Origin of the sequence: Cerasicoccus frondis (assembly GCA_031296915.1) — a bacterium.
Taxonomy (GTDB): domain Bacteria; phylum Verrucomicrobiota; class Verrucomicrobiia; order Opitutales; family Cerasicoccaceae; genus Cerasicoccus; species Cerasicoccus frondis.
The window spans coordinates 1-15,446 of the sequence record JAVDPC010000044.1; the positions used below are offsets into that span (position 1 = coordinate 1).

The following is a 15,446-nucleotide window of genomic DNA, read 5'->3' on the forward strand; positions in this document are numbered from 1 at the left end:
TTTCAATCACGGGCTTCCAGCCCGCTCAATCAAAGCCGCCTTGCGCTGCATCCAATCTCTACCCCACCTGAATCGGCTAATCTAGATGAAAAGTGCTCTAGACCGATAGATTTGCGCATTGCGCAAATGGGTTGAGCCACACCGCCAGCCACGCCCGACATTATGTCTAATTCCAATGTCGTAAGTCGTTGATTCCCAACCCGGATTAATAGTGAAAGCCAGTCACTAATAAAATGCTCTTTCGTTCACATTTTCATTGGCAAAACGCCTTCCTCTACTAGTATTAAAACGATCACCACATCTCCCACCAACCTTCCCCACCCTACCACATTACTCACCCCACCAACCCTACACACCTTACCCACATTACTCACCCTGCTCACATTACTTCCCCCCGCCTTACCTAACCTGACAACGCCAATCTTTAACCTTTAAACTTTAACCGCTCCACCTAATCTCCCACAACCATGACTATGACGACTGTTAAACCTCGCGTCCGCGGCTTCATCTGCGTGACTTCCCACCCGACCGGCTGCGCCAAGCACGTGCAGGAGCAAATCGACTACGTGAAGTCCAAGGGCGCCATCGAAGGCGGCCCCAAGAAAGTGCTCATCATCGGCGCCTCCACTGGCTATGGACTCTCCACCCGGATCGCGGCCGCCTTTGGCAGCGGCGCCGACACCCTCGGCGTTTTCTTCGAGCGCCCCAGCGACAAGGGCCGCCCCGCCTCTGCCGGTTGGTATAACTCCGCCGCCTTCGAGCAAGCCGCGACCAGCGCCGGACTCTACGCCAAGAGCATCAATGGCGACGCCTTTTCCAACGAAATCCGCCAGCAGACCATCGACACGCTCAAGGCCGACCTCGGCCAAGTGGACCTCGTCATTTATTCGCTGGCCTCCCCCATCCGCATCGATCCGGCCACGGGCGAGAAATACAAGAGCGAGCTCAAGCCCATCGGCAACGAGTTCACCGCCAAGACCGTCAACACCGACAAGGAGCTCGTCACCGAGGTCACCCTCCCCCCCGCCACTGAGGAAGACATCGCCAACACGCAAAAAGTCATGGGCGGCGAAGACTGGACGCTCTGGATGAACGCCCTGCGCGACGCAGACGCCCTCGCCCCCGGCGCCAAGGCCATCGCCTACAGCTACATCGGGCCGGTCCTCACTTACCCGATCTACCGCGAAGGCACCATCGGCAAGGCCAAGGAACACCTCGAGTCCACCGCAGGCGAGCTGCGCAGCGCGGGTTTTGACGCCTATGTGTCGGTCAACAAGGCCCTCGTCACCCAGGCCAGCTCAGCGATCCCCGTCGTGCCGCTATACATTTCCATCCTCTACAAGGTGATGCGCGAAAAGGGCATCCACGAAGGCACCATCGAGCAGATGGACCGCATGCTCCGCACCAAGATTTACGGCCCCGAAGGCGTCGAAACGGACAGCAAAGACCTGATCCGCGTCGACGACTGGGAAATGCGCGAAGACGTCCAGGCCACCGCCGCCGCCATCTGGCCCACGATCACCACAGACAACCTCAAGAGCGACACCGACTTCGAATTCTACCAAAGCGAGTTCCTGAAGCTCTTCGGCTTCGGCCTCGACGGCGTGGACTACGACGCCGAAGTCGACCTCGAACTCGGCGTCCCCAGCATCGGGTAAGGGACGCGACGCGAGGTTAACTACGAATCTCACGAATTTTCGCGAATCCAGAAATACGTGATCCCAAAGTTATACTTTTAGGGAACACACGTTGCTGGATTTGCGTCCATTCGCGACATTCGTAGTTAAAAAATCCGTAACCCTCCCCCCCCTCCAGCCAGTATTCAGCATGAAAATCATCGTCACCGGAGCCAGTGGACTCACCGGCGCAGCGTTCCTTCGGGAAGCCGCGCGGCGCAAGCATGACATCATTGCGGTGTCCAATACGCGCGAAGCCCCCCTCCCCCCCAAGACCGTGGGGCGGCAGATGGACCTCTCGTCCCTCGTCGAAATCGAGGCGCTGATCCTGGAGGAGTTTCCGGACATCATTGTCAACTGCGCGGCCATTTCCAACCCCGCCAGCGTCGACGCCAATCCCGAGCTCGCGGAGAAGATCAACGTGGCCCTCCCCCGCCACCTCGCGATGCTGTCCAACCACCTGTCGGCGCGGTTCTACCACCTGTCGACGGATATGGTGTTCGACGGCATGGAAGGCCCGTATCGCACAACCGACGCCCCCAGCCCCCGCAATCTCTACGGCCAGACGAAGCTCCTCGCCGAGCGCGAAGTCCTGAAGTTTGGCAAGGAGTTCGCGACGGTATTGCGCATAGCGATCCTCACCGGCAACAGCCCCGGCGGCGCGCGCTCCGTTCACGAAAAGCTTTTCCAGCAATGGGCCGAGGGCAAGCGCACCCCCCTCTTCACCAACGAAATCCGCCAGCCGCTCAGCGTGGACAACCTCGCCGACGTGCTCGCCGAGCTTTGCGAGCGCCCCAACCTGCATGGCATTTTCCACTGGGCTGGCCCGGACGAAATTTCCCGCTACGAAATGGGCAAACGCATCCTTGAGCGCTTCGGCCTCCCGGAAGATTTAATCGAGCCCGTCGAGGCCCCCGCCGACCGCCCCCTTGACCTGCGCCTGAACCTGCATCCGCTCGCGTCCAAGCTGCGCACGCCCTCCCGTTGCTACGATCAGCAAGTCGCCGACATGGAGGTCCCCCCCCTCTGCCGCGCCTGGCACGCCGCCATGACTGGCCAATCCACCGAAGCCCCCCGCGAACGCTTCGTTAAAGGCCGCGACTTCTAGCAGCGTCCCGCTGCACCGATAGATTTTTGCACTGCAAAAATGGCTTATCCAACTGAATGAGGTGGCGCGAATCGTCCCCGACCTGCAGTTCCATCCGCCATGAAAAGTTAGAGCACTTTTCATCTAGATTGGCCGATCAGGCCGCAGTGATTTTTCGTGTCCAGCAAGGCGGCTTGAGCGTCGCAGGCTGGAAGCCTGTGAGCGAAAAGCCAACAACGCTGGCGCGGAAAAGCACTCGGTTTTGGGCTTGGGGCCAGATTGGAAGTTCGCGGCGTTGGCATTTCAATCACGGGCTTACAGCCCGCTCAATCAAAGCCGCCTTGCGCTGCATCCAATCTATACCCCACCTGACTCGGCCAATCTAGATGAAAAGTGCTCTAGGGCGCAGCCCGGCCCGCTCAGTGGTGATCTCCAGGCAAGCCACCACGCAGCCTCTCAGCAAAACACCCGCTCACGCATTGTGCCCATTGGGCAAAACCACCGGTCCAGCAGGATGCTGGCCGATGAAGAGCTCAGGCCGGTCGGTCGTTAAGAAATCAAAGCCCGCAGACTCCCATTTCTCCAGCTCCTCCGGTTCATTGACAGTCCACACATTCATGATGGCGCCCGCCCGCAAGAGCTGTTCGCGACGCTGGTCATCCAGCTTCAGCTTGTGCGAAATGCCCAACCCGTGCACGGGCAAAGAGTCATGCGGCAGCTTGTCTGGCAAGTGGCGGGGCAAGCGATTCAGCTTGTCCACCAGCAGCAGGAGGGTGAGGTCCGGGAACCGCGCCGCCATCGGCCACAAGGCGTCGGGAAAAAAGCTCATCAGGTAAACCTGGCGCTCCGTGACAAACTGCGGGTTGTCGCGGAAAATCGGCTCCAGGGCGCGCGCCAGCTTGTGGCCTGAGACGTCCTTGATCTCGACGAAAAAGTTCTTACGCGTCGGCATTGACGCCAGCACCTCGTCGAGCCGGGGAATGCGCTCGCCGGCAAACTCTGGCCCCTTCCACGAACCGACATCCAGCTCGCACAGCTCGGCGTAGGTCGATTTTTTAATGACGAGTTTCTGCCCCGCCACCCGCTTGGTGTCGGGGTCATGAATGACGACGGGGACATTATCCTTGGTCAGGTGCACATCCACCTCGACGCCGTCAGCGCCCATGTCCCAGGCCCGATTGATGGCGGCCATGGTGTTTTCTGGGGCAGAACCCGAGGCTCCGCGGTGGGCAACAATGCGCATTGCGCGTCATCTTCCACGAATCATCAGCCCTGTCAGTAAGGAAATCCAATTTTCGCAATAAGGTAACGTTTTCCAGCCAGCTCCCCGCTGCACCAAGGGTTTTGTCTAATGGCCAAAAGCGTAAGCGGGTGTTTTGCTTAGCGGCTAGCTTGCCTGCCATGAGCATAGTCGAATGGTAAGCTTTGGCCTGCCTTTTCATTAGACGGTCAGACTGGACGCAACTGCGGATCGAGACGATCCGCGCCACCTCATTCAGTTCGATTAGCCATTTGCGCACTGCGCAAATCCGGATGCAGCGCATCAATGCCATCCGATGTTGTAAAATGGGTAGACATTTGCGCACTGCGCAAATCCGGATGCAGCGCATCCGACGGTCCAGCCGGAGGCTGGTTAGCCGAGGGAGACTTGAACGCTGAAGACTTCGCTTTTTCCGGGGCTGACGAAGTGCAGGCCGTTTTTGACCTCGGGCGCGTTGGGCGGCCCCATCCAGGGCTCAACGCAATAGAAGGGGCTGTCGTCGGCCATCGTCCAGGTGACGAGGGCATTCCACGGGTCCGGCTTGGCGCTGTCGCCAAAACGGATGACGATGTCTTCCTCCCCCCCCTTGGGACCGAAGCGAACTTCGTTCGTCTTGAGCTTGGTGCGGATCAGGTCGCAAATGGCGCCATCGCCAAAGCTGGCCGGGTCGGGAAATTCCTTCACCAAATCGAGCTTGCCAGCGTCGTTCTGGTGAAACGCTTTCTTGGCGCCGGTGGTGATCATGTAGTCCTTGCGGCTCAAGTCCTCATGCCACGGCAAGGCGAAGTAAAAGTGGTGCCCAGCGCTCCAGGGGATGGGCTTGCTGCCGAGGTTTTTCAGCTCGAAGTCCACGTAAAACGCGAGCTGCTCAAAGCGGTAACGCACGGCGAATTCGTAGTCAAAGGGATAGGCCTCGCGGCACTCGTCAGAGGGCTCAAAGATCGCCAAAAAGCCCTTGTCGTGAATCGACTCGATGCGGAACTTGCCTTGCCGCACATAGCCATGCATGGCCATGGGACGACGTTCGCCATTTGGGTCTTTCCAGAAGCCGATCTCGCCGTCGCAGAACGTGCGCGCGGAGAACGGGAAGAGCACGGGATTGCCGCCACGAACCTTGGCGATGTTGTCCAAGTCGGCGTCTTCCGGCCAGTGAATCACATCGCGAAATGAGCCGTCGGCCATCTGCAGGTGCCAGTTCATCAGGCGGGCGCCCGCCTCGGGATAGGCGAGAAAAGTAGACGCGCCGATGGTCCATTTACGAATTTGGTGGCCTTGCAGATCGATCGTTTCCATGGTCAGGTAAAAGTGGGCGTTTGCGCGCCTTATTGCCAGTGCTAATCCCATCTCAACACAAAAATTATTGCGCCAGTCGATTCCAAAACGGCTCGCCTATTGTAATTGTCTCATCTGCGCTTTTAATTGTAGAATGCTACCCAACATGAAGCGGCATTGTCCCATTTGCGCCCTACTGGGCGTTCTGCTGATCGCCTGCGCGCTCGTCCTGCCCGCAGCCGCTTCCCGCGTGGACCCCAACGCCGCGCCCACGGAATCGCCCACGCCCACGGACACTCCCTTGGCCGAAACGGCAGATACTCCCCCCCAGCCGCGCGAAATCCCCGAAACGCCCGAAGGCGGCTGGGACGTCTACGTGGTGCCGATTGATGGCGTTATCGCAGACCCACAGCTCTATATCCTCCGCCGAGCCCTCAAGGAGGCGATCAAAAACAAGGTCGATGTGGTGGTGCTAAAAATGAACACACCAGGCGGCGACAGCGGCACGATGCTCGCCATGATGGATGCGCTGACCAAATACGCAGGCACCACCATCACTTATGTCGATAAAGAAGCCTTTTCGGCCGGTTCATTCATCTCTATCGCCACTGACGATATCTGGTTTTCGCCCTTTGGCGTCATGGGCGCCTCCGAAGCGATCATGGCGAACGGGCAGGACTTGCCTCCGGCCCTAAAGCGCAAGTTGGAGAGCGCTCTGGACGTGAAAGTCCGGTCCATCACTCAGGATTATCGTTACCGCGCAGATGTCCAACGAGCGATGATGGACCCGGACTATGTTCTGGAAATCGACGGCCACGTCCTCAAACCGGAAGGCAAATTACTTTCGCTGACCGCTCAAGAAGCAATCAAGCAATATGGCGCGCCCCCCGAACCCCTGCTCGCCGAGGGCGTAGCGGAAAATATTACGGACGTCTTGGACCAAAAATACGGCGCTGAGAATTATCAGGTAAAACATTTTGAAGTCAGCTGGGTAGAACGATTTGCCAAAGTTATTTCGACCATCGGCGTCATCATCATGGGCTTGGGCATCGTCATGTTAGGTATGGAAATGAAGTCTCCTGGCTTCGGTATTCCAGGCATCATCGGCATACTGCTCATCACCGTATTCTTTTTTGGCAAATATGGCGCGGGGCTAACTGGAGCCGAAGGCATCCTCCTGTTCTTAATTGGAATCATCTTCATTGCCGTAGAGCTGTTTTTGCTGCCGGGCACCATCATCGCAGGCATCACTGGCATTGTCTTGGTCATCAGTTCGCTCGTCTGGGCCATGGCTGATATCTGGCCCGAAGGAAGTAAAGGTTTCGAGCTTAAGCCCGAGCTCTTCATCGCGCCGATTGGGCAAGTGATTCTCGGCCTGGGCATCGCTTTTGCCTTAGGGCTGGTCCTATTTAAGTTTTTGCCAGACTCCCCCCTGAAGCGCGCCATCGTCCTAGGAGCCCAGGTTGACGGCCACGCAGTGGAACGAGGCGGCGGACGCTCCCTGGATGGCGCCCCTGCCAGCACCCTGCCCCAACCAGGTGATCGAGGACTCGCCGCCACCGATCTACACCCTGGCGGCCAAGTCGAAATTAATGGCAAGCGTTTCCAAGCACTGGTCCTCATTGGCTCCATCGACTCAGGCGAAAGTGTTGAGGTAATCGAAACGCGCGATTTCTCACTCGTCGTTCGAGCTGTATAATCCACGAAACAGAATTTCAACATGACTCTCATCATTGGACTCATCCTCGTCGCGCTCGTCTTGATCTCATTCGAGATCGTCGTGCCGGGAGGCATCCTTGGCCTGCTGGGCGCAGTCGCAGTCATTGGCGCCGTTAGCGTAGCCTACAATGAGTATGGCCTCTACGTGGCGCTGGCAACCTTCATGGGCGCTCTGCTGCTCATCGGCGTAGTCGTTATGTTCGAACTACGCATGCTCCCAAAGACAAAATACGGGAAGAAGTTATTTCTCTACAGCTCCAGCGGGGCACGCCTGCGATATGGCGCGAAAAGTGACGATGGCCCCGAAGAGGAATCCCTGATTGGGCAACAAGGCGAGGCGTTGACCACCATGGCCCCCAGCGGCAAGATCGTGATTGGTGGTAAATTTTATGAAGGTTATTCTCAAAGCGGTTACCTCAACAAAGGGACGCTGATCGAAGTCGTCGGACGCGATACATTTCGAGTCGTCGTTAAAAAAATTTCCTAAGACTTAAACACAATCCAAACTCAACCCTGCTGTAATCATTATGGAAAATATCGGGACCATCGCCCTAGTTGTATTGGGCGTCATCTTAATTGGCCTACTCTTCATTGTCGCGTCATTCTTCATGACGTTCCTTAGATCTTATCTCTCAGGCGCCACTGTTGGCATCCCAACCCTCGTGGCCATGCGCCTCCGAGGCGTTCCCTACAAGCTGATTGTCGAAGCACGCATCACCGCGGTTAAGGCAGGCATTAAGTTGGGTTCCGACGTGTTGGAAGCCCACTACCTGGCGGAAGGCAACGTGATCCAAACCGTGCAAGCGATTATCGCCGCTGACAAGGCGCACATTACCCTGAACTGGGAACGCGCCTGCGCGATCGACCTCGCCACCAAGGGCACAAATAAAAGCGTGCTCGAAGCGGTGCGCACCTCGATTAACCCGAAGGTCATCGACTGTCCGGCCCGCGAATCCGGCCGCACCACCATCGACGGCGTCGCCAAAGACGGCATCCAGGTCAAGGCCCGCGCCCGTGTGACCGTGCGCTCCAATCTCGACCAATACGTCGGCAGCGCGCTGGAGGAAACCATCATCGCTCGCGTTGGCGAAGGCATCGTCACCACCATCGGTTCAGCCGAAAGCTACAAGTTTGTTCTCGAAAACCCCGATCGCATTTCCAAAACCGTGCTTGGGCGAGGCCTTGATAACGGCACGGCGTTCGAGATTATTTCCGTCGACATTGCCGACGTGGACGTCGGCGCGAACATCGGCGCAAAGCTGCAGGAGGAACAGGCCATTGCCAATAAGAACATGGCCCAAGCCCAGGCGGAAATCCGCCGCGCGGCCGCCGTCGCACTGGAGCAGGAAATGAAGGCCAAGGTGCAGGAGATGCAGGCCAAGGTCGTCGAAGCCGAGGCCCAGGTGCCGCTGGCGCTCGCCGAAGCCCTGCGCACCGGCAAGCTCGGGGTCATGGACTACTATCGCCTCGAAAACATTCAAGCCGACACCGACATGCGTGAGTCCATCTCCAAGCCCGACCAAGCGCCCGGCAACAACCAGTAACCCATGATGAAATTTCGCCACGCCTTACTCGGAATAACCTTCCTGGGCCTAGCCTTACTTTGCAACGCAGAGCAACCGCAATACACAAACGATATCGTGCTGCGCGGCGTGCTTGACCTGGGCGAGTCGGTCAACTTCTCGCTCAGCTCACCCGGCGGCAAAGACACGACCTGGGCCGAAGCCGGCGGCGCCTTTCAGGGTTACGACTTGGTGGAATACGACCGAGAGCGCCGCGTGCTGATCGTCGCCAAGGATGGGCAGGAATACCTGGTTGGCCTGGCCACGATGGCTGCCGCCACCGGCCCGACCGACGCGGAAATCGCCAAGCAGGAAGCCGCGCAGCTCTTTAAAAACATTCGCTTCGAAGAGACCTTATCCAAGATCATGGATTCGCAAATGGAGGCCATGAGCCAGTCCATCCGCCAGCAGGCGGCGGCACAGGGCAACTCCGACGAAGCCTTTCTCGATTATCAGGAGCAGGTCTTCAAAGACATGTTCAAGGATATGGATTGGAAGTCCATGCAGGCCGACATGGAGCAAGCCTACGCCGACGTATTCAGTGTCGACGAGTTGCGCGGGATCAATGAATTCTACAGCACGCCGGCTGGCCAGGCCTCCATTGACAAGGCCCCCGAAATGCAGGCCCGCACCATGCAGATCATGATGCCGGAAATCATGAAAGCATCCGCCGCCGTTCAACAAAAAATGCAGGCCTACCACGCGCAAAAAGATGCGCCTGTCGAAACTCCGAAAAACTGACCCATGCAGGAAATTGGTGAATACATAGTGCCCATCATCGTCTTTGTCGTTTGGCTGCTCGGGCAAATATTCGGTCGCAAGAAGGAGGAAGAGGAGATGCCTCCGCCGCCTCAGCGCGCCGCGCCCCCTCCTGCACAACAGCAGAAACGCCATGGCGAAGATTACCCGCGTGAGCAAGAACGCCCCGTGAGTGATGAAGAGCGCACGCGCCGCATTCAGGAGGAAATTCGACGCAAGATTGCCGAGCGTCGCGGACAACAACAGCAACCGCCGCCGCAAAGTGCGCCACCGCCCATCCCCCAACAGCAAACCTACGAAGCGCCCCCCAGGCCTCAAGAGGAGCGCCAGCCCAAGCCGCTTAATTATGGCCGACCGGGCGAGAGCGCGCCCCCACCGATTCCGCAGCAGCAAACTTACGAAGCACCGCCCCCCGTGCGCGACTACGAGGCGGAACTCGCCGAACAGCGACGCCGGATTGAGGAATCCAAGCGCCGCGCCGCCGAAGCCCGCCGAGCTGCCCAAAAGCAAGTCCGTAAGGTAATGAGCGACGAGATCGGCTCCGACGAGCTTGCGCAAAGCCGCTCGCGACGCGGTAATTTTGCCCGACGCATCAAGCGACAACTACGCGACCCTAAAGCCGCCCGTGATGCATTTCTCTACATGGAAATCCTCGGCACTCCCGTTGGTGAACGGCGCGATGGCGCCATCCGCCGCAGTTGGGAAGCTTGACCCGCCAGGCGCGTCCAATGACGCTGGCAACCGCGCTTAAAAAATGATCATACGTCAGGCGCGTGAGGCTGGATTCCCGATCCATTCTTAGACTACGCGCCCACCCCGATAGTCACGGTAGTAGCTGCGTGAGGAATGGGCGCGTAGTTAAAGCTAGGTTCATCATGATGTTATCAAACCGATTATTAATGGTAAGTTAATGCGACCTAAATTAATTCCATGTAGTGCCCAGGGTGTGTTCGAAAACGCCAAAAAGCTATTTTAACAGGTGCAACCGGTATCCCTACGGGCTCCACCTTTTCGAATAAAGCGACAGCACTGCGCACGATGTGCAGCATTTGGGAGTTTGAGGCGGCGCCTCAACAGGCGGCGCAGCCCTTGATCTGCTGGAAGAAGTCGTTGCCCTTGTCGTCAACGAGAATGAAGGCGGGGAAGTCTTCGACCTCGATTTTCCACACGGCTTCCATGCCCAGCTCCGGGTATTCGAGCACTTCGACCTTCTTAATGTTGTTCTGGGCGAGGATCGCCGCCGGACCGCCAATGGAGCCCAGGTAGAAGCCGCCGTGCTGGTGGCAAGCGTCGGTCACCTGCTTGCTGCGATTGCCCTTGGCGATCATCACTATCGAGCCGCCTTCGGCTTGGAACGGGCCAACATAGCTATCCATGCGCCCGGCCGTAGTGGGGCCGAAGCTGCCCGAGGCGTAACCGGCCGGCGTCTTGGCCGGACCTGCGTAATAAACTGGGTGGTTCTTGATGTAGTCAGGCAAGCCTTCGCCGGAGTCGATGCGCTCCTGCAGCTTGGCGTGGGCAATGTCGCGCGCGACGACGATGGTGCCCGTCAGCGACAGACGGGTGGTGACGGGATACTGGGTCAAGGTCGCCAGGATGTCGTCCATCGGCTGGTTAAGGTCGATCTTGACGGCCTGGTCGGCGTCGTTGATCTGGCGCATTTCGTCCGGAATGTATTGGCCGGGATTTTCTTCCAGTTGTTCGAGGAAGATGCCGTCCTTGGTGATCTTGGCCTTGGCGTTGCGGTCGGCCGAGCACGACACGCCGATGCCGATTGGGCACGAAGCGCCGTGGCGCGGCAGGCGCACGACACGCACATCTAGCGCAAAGTATTTGCCGCCAAACTGAGCGCCGATGCCGCTCTCACGGGCGCGCTGCAGAAGGAGTTGCTCGAACTCCAGGTCACGGAAGCCCTGGCCCTGGTCGTTGCCCTCGGTGGGCAGCGCGTCGAGGTATTTGGTCGACGCCATCTTGACCGTCTTCAGGCAGGTTTCAGCCGAGGTGCCACCAATAACGAACGTCAGGTGATAAGGCGGGCAAGCCGCAGTGCCGAGCGACCCCATGGCCTCGATGCAGAAGGCTTCCAAGGCCTTCGGGTTGAGCACGGCCTTGGTCTTCTGGAAGAGGAAAGTCTTGTTGGCCGAGCCGCCGCCCTTGGCAACGAAGAGAAACTTGTAGGCGGCGCCTTCGGTGGCGTAGAGATCGATCTGCGCGGGGAGGTTGCAGCCGGTGTTCTTCTCCTTAAACATGTCCAACGGCGCCGTCTGCGAATAGCGCAGGTTTTCCTGCGTGTAGGTTTCGTAAACACCCTTGCTCAGTGCTTCGGCGTCGTTAGCGCCGGTCCAGACCTGCTGGCCTTTCTTGCCCATGATGGTGGCGGTGCCGGTGTCCTGGCAGAACGGCAAGATACCGTGCGCGGCGACCTCGGCGTTACGCAGCAGCGTCAGTGCAACCATGCGGTCGTTTTCGCTCGCTTCCTCGTCCTTGAGAATCGCGACCACCTGCTGCAGATGCGCCGGGCGGAGCTTGAACGAAATGTCCTTAAAGGCTTCACGCGCCAGGAAGGTCAACGCCTCGGGGGTGACCTTAAGGATCTCCTTGCCGTCAAATTCGGTGATGGAGACGCCCTCCTTGGTCAGCAGGCGATATTGCGTTTGGTCCTCACCCAAGGGGAGGACGTCCTGGTATTGGAATTCCGGTGTCGGCATGGTCGTCGTTGGTTAAAGCAAGAAAGCAGCTTGATCACAGAAAATCTAATGTCAAAACGTTAACAATTAAAGTTTCACTAATCGTTCTACATTTCGCGCTTGTGCTCAAGCAGGGAGAAAGTCTCACTTTGGAGGAATGATCGACATTCGTCAATGGTGGCGCTCAAGGGGGTTGGATTTGTTTCCGCTGCGGAAAACGCTGCGGGAGTATAACCTGAAGAAAGCCAAGGCGGACTTCAGTGCGGCCATCAATGTTGCGCTGCTGGACTTCCCCCAGGGCATGGCCTACGCGCTGATCGCGGGCTTGCCGGTGCAGATTGGCATCTTCTGCTCGTCGTTGGCGTCGATCACCGGGCCCATGCTGGCGAGCTCTCGCTTTGTGATGCTCGGGCCGACGAACGCCACGGCGGTCATGCTGCTGTCAACGTTCCTCACGCTGGGCTATACGCCGATGGAATCCGTCGCGGCCCTACCCTTCCTGCTCGTGTTGGTGGGGCTGTTCATGATCATTGGCTCGTTTTTCAAAGTCGCCACGATCACGCAGTATATTTCGCGCGCGGTGGTCATCGGCTACATTTCGGCGGCGGCCTGCCTGATCATTGTCAACCAGCTCAAGACGGTGTTTGGACTCCATGTGCCGCGAGCGGGAACGTTTGCGGAGTCGCTGTGGAACTTCTCCATCGGCCTGATCGAAGCCGATTGGGCCTCCACGACCAACTGGCACGCCATCGGCGTCGGCGCCGTGACTCTGGCCATTTACTACGGGCTCACCAAGACGCTGAAAAAGAAACTGCCGGGCCTGCCCACGGTCGCCATCACGCTGATCATCATGGGCGCGCTGACGGCCGCGCTGAAGCAAACCGGCCTTAGCGTGGAAATGCTGCAGCCCATCAATGCCAAGGACTGGCCGCTCTCGATCCCAGAATTTCACTGGAACGAGCTGAACACGCTGGCCAACGCCGCCATGGCGATTGCCTTCCTGTCGCTGCTGGAAAGCTCATCCATCGCCAAGACGCTCGCGGCGCAGGCCGGCGACCGCATCGACCTCAACCAGCAAATGCTCAGCATGGGCGCAGCCAACATGGTCTGCGCCTTCGGCTCGGGGATGACCGTTTCCGGCTCGCTGACCCGCTCCGTGCTCAACTACAAGTCTGGCGCCAAGACGGCGATTTCCAGCATTTTCAGTGGCGCGTTGCTCATCGGCGGGTTGTTCCTTTTGGGCGGCATGATCCAGTATATTCCGCGCCCGGCGCTGGCGGCGCTCGTCATCACGGTCGGCATCTCGCTGATCAACAAAGAGCACATCAAGCTGATGCTGAAGACGACCAAGAGCGACGCGGCGGTGTTCCTGGCGACCTTTGGCGGAGGCCTCGTCCTCCCGCTTGACAGCGCGATCTACCTCGGCGCGGCGGCCTCGATGATGTTCTTCATCCGCAAGGCGGCTCGCCCCGGGCTCAAGGAAATTTCCTTCGCCGACACCGGTGAACTCGTCGAAAAAGACTTCCAGCACGAACGGCCCGAAATCGCGATTGTCCACGTGGAAGGCGACCTCTTCTTTGCCTCCAGCGACATGTTCCTGGAGCAGGTGCGACGCTTGGCCGAGCACCCCACGCAAAAGGCCATCATCCTGCGCTTGCGCAACGCTTACCACCTCGACGCGACCGTAGCCATGAGCCTGCAGCAGCTCATTTCGCTGGCGCGCGACAAAGGCTGCGAAATCCTGGTCAGCGGCGCTCACGAGGACATCGAACGCGTCTTCCGCCAATCTGGCCTGATGGAGTTGCTCGGCCCGGAAAACTTCTTCCGCTACAGCCCCGGCAACCCCAACGTCTCTACCCGCGACGCCCTGAAGCGCGCCAAGGACATCACCGGCATCGACACGGCGGACATCACCATCTTCGCCGCCGAAGGCAAAAAGTAAGCCGGCATCATTCAATGAAGCAGATGCGATAAGCTCACCCTAAGAGCTTGGGATTCACCCCTGAGTTTTGACTGGATTAACCCAGAAATGATTGCAAATTGACGAACATGCGCACTTATGTCTGCCTTCTTTGCCTGTTGTGCGCCTCCGTCCTCAGAGCGGAGGATCGCTTCATCATGCTCACCAATGTCGGCGGCGCCACGATCTTGGCTATGCCAACCGAGCTCAAGGAAGGCACGCTGACCCTAAAGCGCAGCGACGGGCAACAGTTTCGCATCCCCATTGGGTCGCTCAACCGAGAAAGCCGGGTAGCGGTATTGGATTACCTCGCCGAACTGAAAACGGCCGCGCTGGCGCCGCCTCCGCCCGCAGAACCATCGGCCAAGCAAGAGCTGAAACGGCAAACCGTCCACGTCACCGAGCCCAAGATGGACCTCCAACTCGACAACCGCTTCATCGCAAGGCTGACTTACGAGGACCCCGCTGGCGACAGCGCCGAAGACCTTGGCGAACTCGACATCACTGAGGTCAAGCTGGAGCAAGTGGAGGACGCCTTGCGCATCGTCCTGCAGTTCGCCTCCACCGAACACGGACATTGGGATCTTGAGCACAACCTGGCGCGGCTGGAGCTCCGCCTCGATGTCGACAACAGCCTCGCCACTGGCCAGCAGATTTACGACAAAGCAGGCGTCGACACGACAATAGTCCTCTCCAATGAAAGCGGCCAGTGGGCTACAACCATGAAGCACCACGACGAGATCACCCAGAACGCCTACTGCAAAGTCGACGAGATACACTGCGCGCCCCATTCGCTGAGCTTCAATGTGCACTCGAGCGCCATGAAGCCCAAGCAAGCCTACCGCGTGCAATTGATCGTGACCAATGCTGATGGCAAACCCGCAGACTCCTTTCCGGACCAGGGAGCTGTCATCCACTCTTTCGACTACTACACCTACCGCACCGCAACGGACGCCGCCGCCTGGGAATAGTCCGGAGTTACGATGCTCCGCGGCAAGGTCAGTTATAATAACTTGGCGGGAGCAGACGGCCACCGAAGAAAAAGATAACCATGAGCATGTTGGCGAGGAGCCCGAGGCGGATCGCCGTCTCAATGGTCATCAGCACAAGCGCCCATTTGAGGCCCGCTACCCGGCGCAGAATGAAACCGCCGACCGAGACCATCAACATCAACGCGCCCTGCAAGCCGCCCCGCGGGTCGATGACGAGCAGCGCCATGTAGATCCACATGATGGCCAGGCCAAACATCCACAACAAAATGACCCAGGAGGGGGGGACGCGGTCGCTGTCCAGCGGGTGCGTATTTTTGCGGATTTGCTTTACGCCAATAAACCGCTCCGTCAGCAGGAGCTGGGCTATATCGATCAGCATGATCAGGGGCGCTAAGTATATCAACAACATCAGTTACGGGTCATTCGTCTGGCAGCCAGCGTCGCGACATCCAGGCCCAGCGTCAAACGCCA

The 15,446-nt window shown here is 58.5% G+C and carries 13 protein-coding genes; 9 read left to right on the top strand and 4 right to left on the bottom strand.

Features of this window, described 5'->3' with window-relative positions:
* Positions 1-473: 473 nt before the first annotated feature.
* Positions 474-1,658 (top strand): enoyl-ACP reductase FabV, encoded by a 1,185-nt coding sequence (gene fabV, locus RBB63_RS22270; protein ID WP_309387537.1) that lies wholly within the window; start codon positions 474-476, stop codon positions 1,656-1,658.
* A gap of 169 nt (positions 1,659-1,827) precedes the next feature.
* A complete protein-coding gene (locus RBB63_RS22275) occupies positions 1,828-2,784 on the top strand; it encodes a dTDP-4-dehydrorhamnose reductase family protein (RefSeq protein WP_309387539.1) in 957 nt (318 codons plus the stop codon).
* Between the two features lie 451 nt (positions 2,785-3,235).
* Here RBB63_RS22275 and RBB63_RS22280 read toward each other — a convergent pair whose 3' ends face one another.
* Positions 3,236-4,006, bottom strand: coding sequence for a glycerophosphodiester phosphodiesterase (locus RBB63_RS22280; RefSeq protein WP_309387541.1), 771 nt, complete (start codon positions 4,004-4,006; stop codon positions 3,236-3,238).
* Between the two features lie 390 nt (positions 4,007-4,396).
* The gene (locus RBB63_RS22285) at positions 4,397-5,317 is read right to left on the bottom strand and encodes an aldose epimerase family protein (RefSeq protein ID WP_309387543.1); all 921 of its coding nucleotides are present in this window, start codon (positions 5,315-5,317) and stop codon (positions 4,397-4,399) included.
* Between the two features lie 145 nt (positions 5,318-5,462).
* Here RBB63_RS22285 and RBB63_RS22290 point away from each other — a divergent pair, with 145 nt between their 5' ends.
* Genes RBB63_RS22290 through RBB63_RS22310 form a run of 5 tightly spaced genes read left to right on the top strand, consistent with a single transcriptional unit; the run spans position 5,463 to position 10,047 of the window.
* Positions 5,463-6,995 carry an NfeD family protein gene (locus RBB63_RS22290; RefSeq protein ID WP_309387544.1) on the top strand — a complete coding sequence of 511 codons (1,533 nt, stop codon included), beginning with the start codon at positions 5,463-5,465 and terminating at the stop codon, positions 6,993-6,995.
* A gap of 21 nt (positions 6,996-7,016) precedes the next feature.
* Positions 7,017-7,502, top strand: a complete 486-nt coding sequence (locus tag RBB63_RS22295) for an NfeD family protein (RefSeq protein ID WP_309387546.1) — start codon at positions 7,017-7,019, stop codon at positions 7,500-7,502.
* A gap of 40 nt (positions 7,503-7,542) precedes the next feature.
* The gene (gene floA, locus RBB63_RS22300) at positions 7,543-8,559 is read left to right on the top strand and encodes a flotillin-like protein FloA (protein ID WP_309387548.1); all 1,017 of its coding nucleotides are present in this window, start codon (positions 7,543-7,545) and stop codon (positions 8,557-8,559) included.
* A 3-nt stretch (positions 8,560-8,562) separates the two neighbouring features.
* Complete coding sequence (locus tag RBB63_RS22305; RefSeq protein WP_309387549.1) at positions 8,563-9,318, top strand: DUF2059 domain-containing protein; 756 nt, start codon at positions 8,563-8,565, stop codon at positions 9,316-9,318.
* Positions 9,319-9,321: 3 nt separating this feature from the next.
* Positions 9,322-10,047 (top strand): hypothetical protein, encoded by a 726-nt coding sequence (locus RBB63_RS22310; protein ID WP_309387551.1) that lies wholly within the window; start codon positions 9,322-9,324, stop codon positions 10,045-10,047.
* A 359-nt stretch (positions 10,048-10,406) separates the two neighbouring features.
* On the opposite strand, the gene RBB63_RS22315 is transcribed toward RBB63_RS22310, so the two are convergent.
* A complete protein-coding gene (locus RBB63_RS22315; protein WP_309387552.1) occupies positions 10,407-12,044 on the bottom strand; it encodes a fumarate hydratase in 1,638 nt (545 codons plus the stop codon).
* 136 nt (positions 12,045-12,180) lie between these two features.
* On the opposite strand from RBB63_RS22315, the gene RBB63_RS22320 reads away from it, so the two are divergent.
* Positions 12,181-13,965, top strand: a complete 1,785-nt coding sequence (locus tag RBB63_RS22320) for a SulP family inorganic anion transporter (RefSeq protein ID WP_309387554.1) — start codon at positions 12,181-12,183, stop codon at positions 13,963-13,965.
* A 107-nt stretch (positions 13,966-14,072) separates the two neighbouring features.
* Positions 14,073-14,954, top strand: a complete 882-nt coding sequence (locus tag RBB63_RS22325; protein WP_309387555.1) for a hypothetical protein — start codon at positions 14,073-14,075, stop codon at positions 14,952-14,954.
* Between the two features lie 28 nt (positions 14,955-14,982).
* Here the strand turns inward: RBB63_RS22325 and RBB63_RS22330 are convergent, their stop codons facing one another.
* Positions 14,983-15,354 (bottom strand): hypothetical protein, encoded by a 372-nt coding sequence (locus tag RBB63_RS22330; RefSeq protein ID WP_309387556.1) that lies wholly within the window; start codon positions 15,352-15,354, stop codon positions 14,983-14,985.
* Positions 15,355-15,446: the final 92 nt, after the last annotated feature.

Bases quoted from the DNA above. Each gene is read 5' to 3' on its own strand.
- fabV (WP_309387537.1), top strand. From the start codon at position 474: ATGACGACTGTTAAACCTCGCGTCCGCGGCTTCATCTGCGTGACTTCC.
- RBB63_RS22275 (WP_309387539.1), top strand. From the start codon at position 1,828: ATGAAAATCATCGTCACCGGAGCCAGTGGACTCACCGGCGCAGCGTTC.
- RBB63_RS22280 (WP_309387541.1), bottom strand. From the start codon at position 4,006: ATGCGCATTGTTGCCCACCGCGGAGCCTCGGGTTCTGCCCCAGAAAAC.
- RBB63_RS22285 (WP_309387543.1), bottom strand. From the start codon at position 5,317: ATGGAAACGATCGATCTGCAAGGCCACCAAATTCGTAAATGGACCATC.
- RBB63_RS22290 (WP_309387544.1), top strand. From the start codon at position 5,463: ATGAAGCGGCATTGTCCCATTTGCGCCCTACTGGGCGTTCTGCTGATC.
- RBB63_RS22295 (WP_309387546.1), top strand. From the start codon at position 7,017: ATGACTCTCATCATTGGACTCATCCTCGTCGCGCTCGTCTTGATCTCA.
- floA (WP_309387548.1), top strand. From the start codon at position 7,543: ATGGAAAATATCGGGACCATCGCCCTAGTTGTATTGGGCGTCATCTTA.
- RBB63_RS22305 (WP_309387549.1), top strand. From the start codon at position 8,563: ATGATGAAATTTCGCCACGCCTTACTCGGAATAACCTTCCTGGGCCTA.
- RBB63_RS22310 (WP_309387551.1), top strand. From the start codon at position 9,322: ATGCAGGAAATTGGTGAATACATAGTGCCCATCATCGTCTTTGTCGTT.
- RBB63_RS22315 (WP_309387552.1), bottom strand. From the start codon at position 12,044: ATGCCGACACCGGAATTCCAATACCAGGACGTCCTCCCCTTGGGTGAG.
- RBB63_RS22320 (WP_309387554.1), top strand. From the start codon at position 12,181: ATGATCGACATTCGTCAATGGTGGCGCTCAAGGGGGTTGGATTTGTTT.
- RBB63_RS22325 (WP_309387555.1), top strand. From the start codon at position 14,073: ATGCGCACTTATGTCTGCCTTCTTTGCCTGTTGTGCGCCTCCGTCCTC.
- RBB63_RS22330 (WP_309387556.1), bottom strand. From the start codon at position 15,354: ATGCTGATCGATATAGCCCAGCTCCTGCTGACGGAGCGGTTTATTGGC.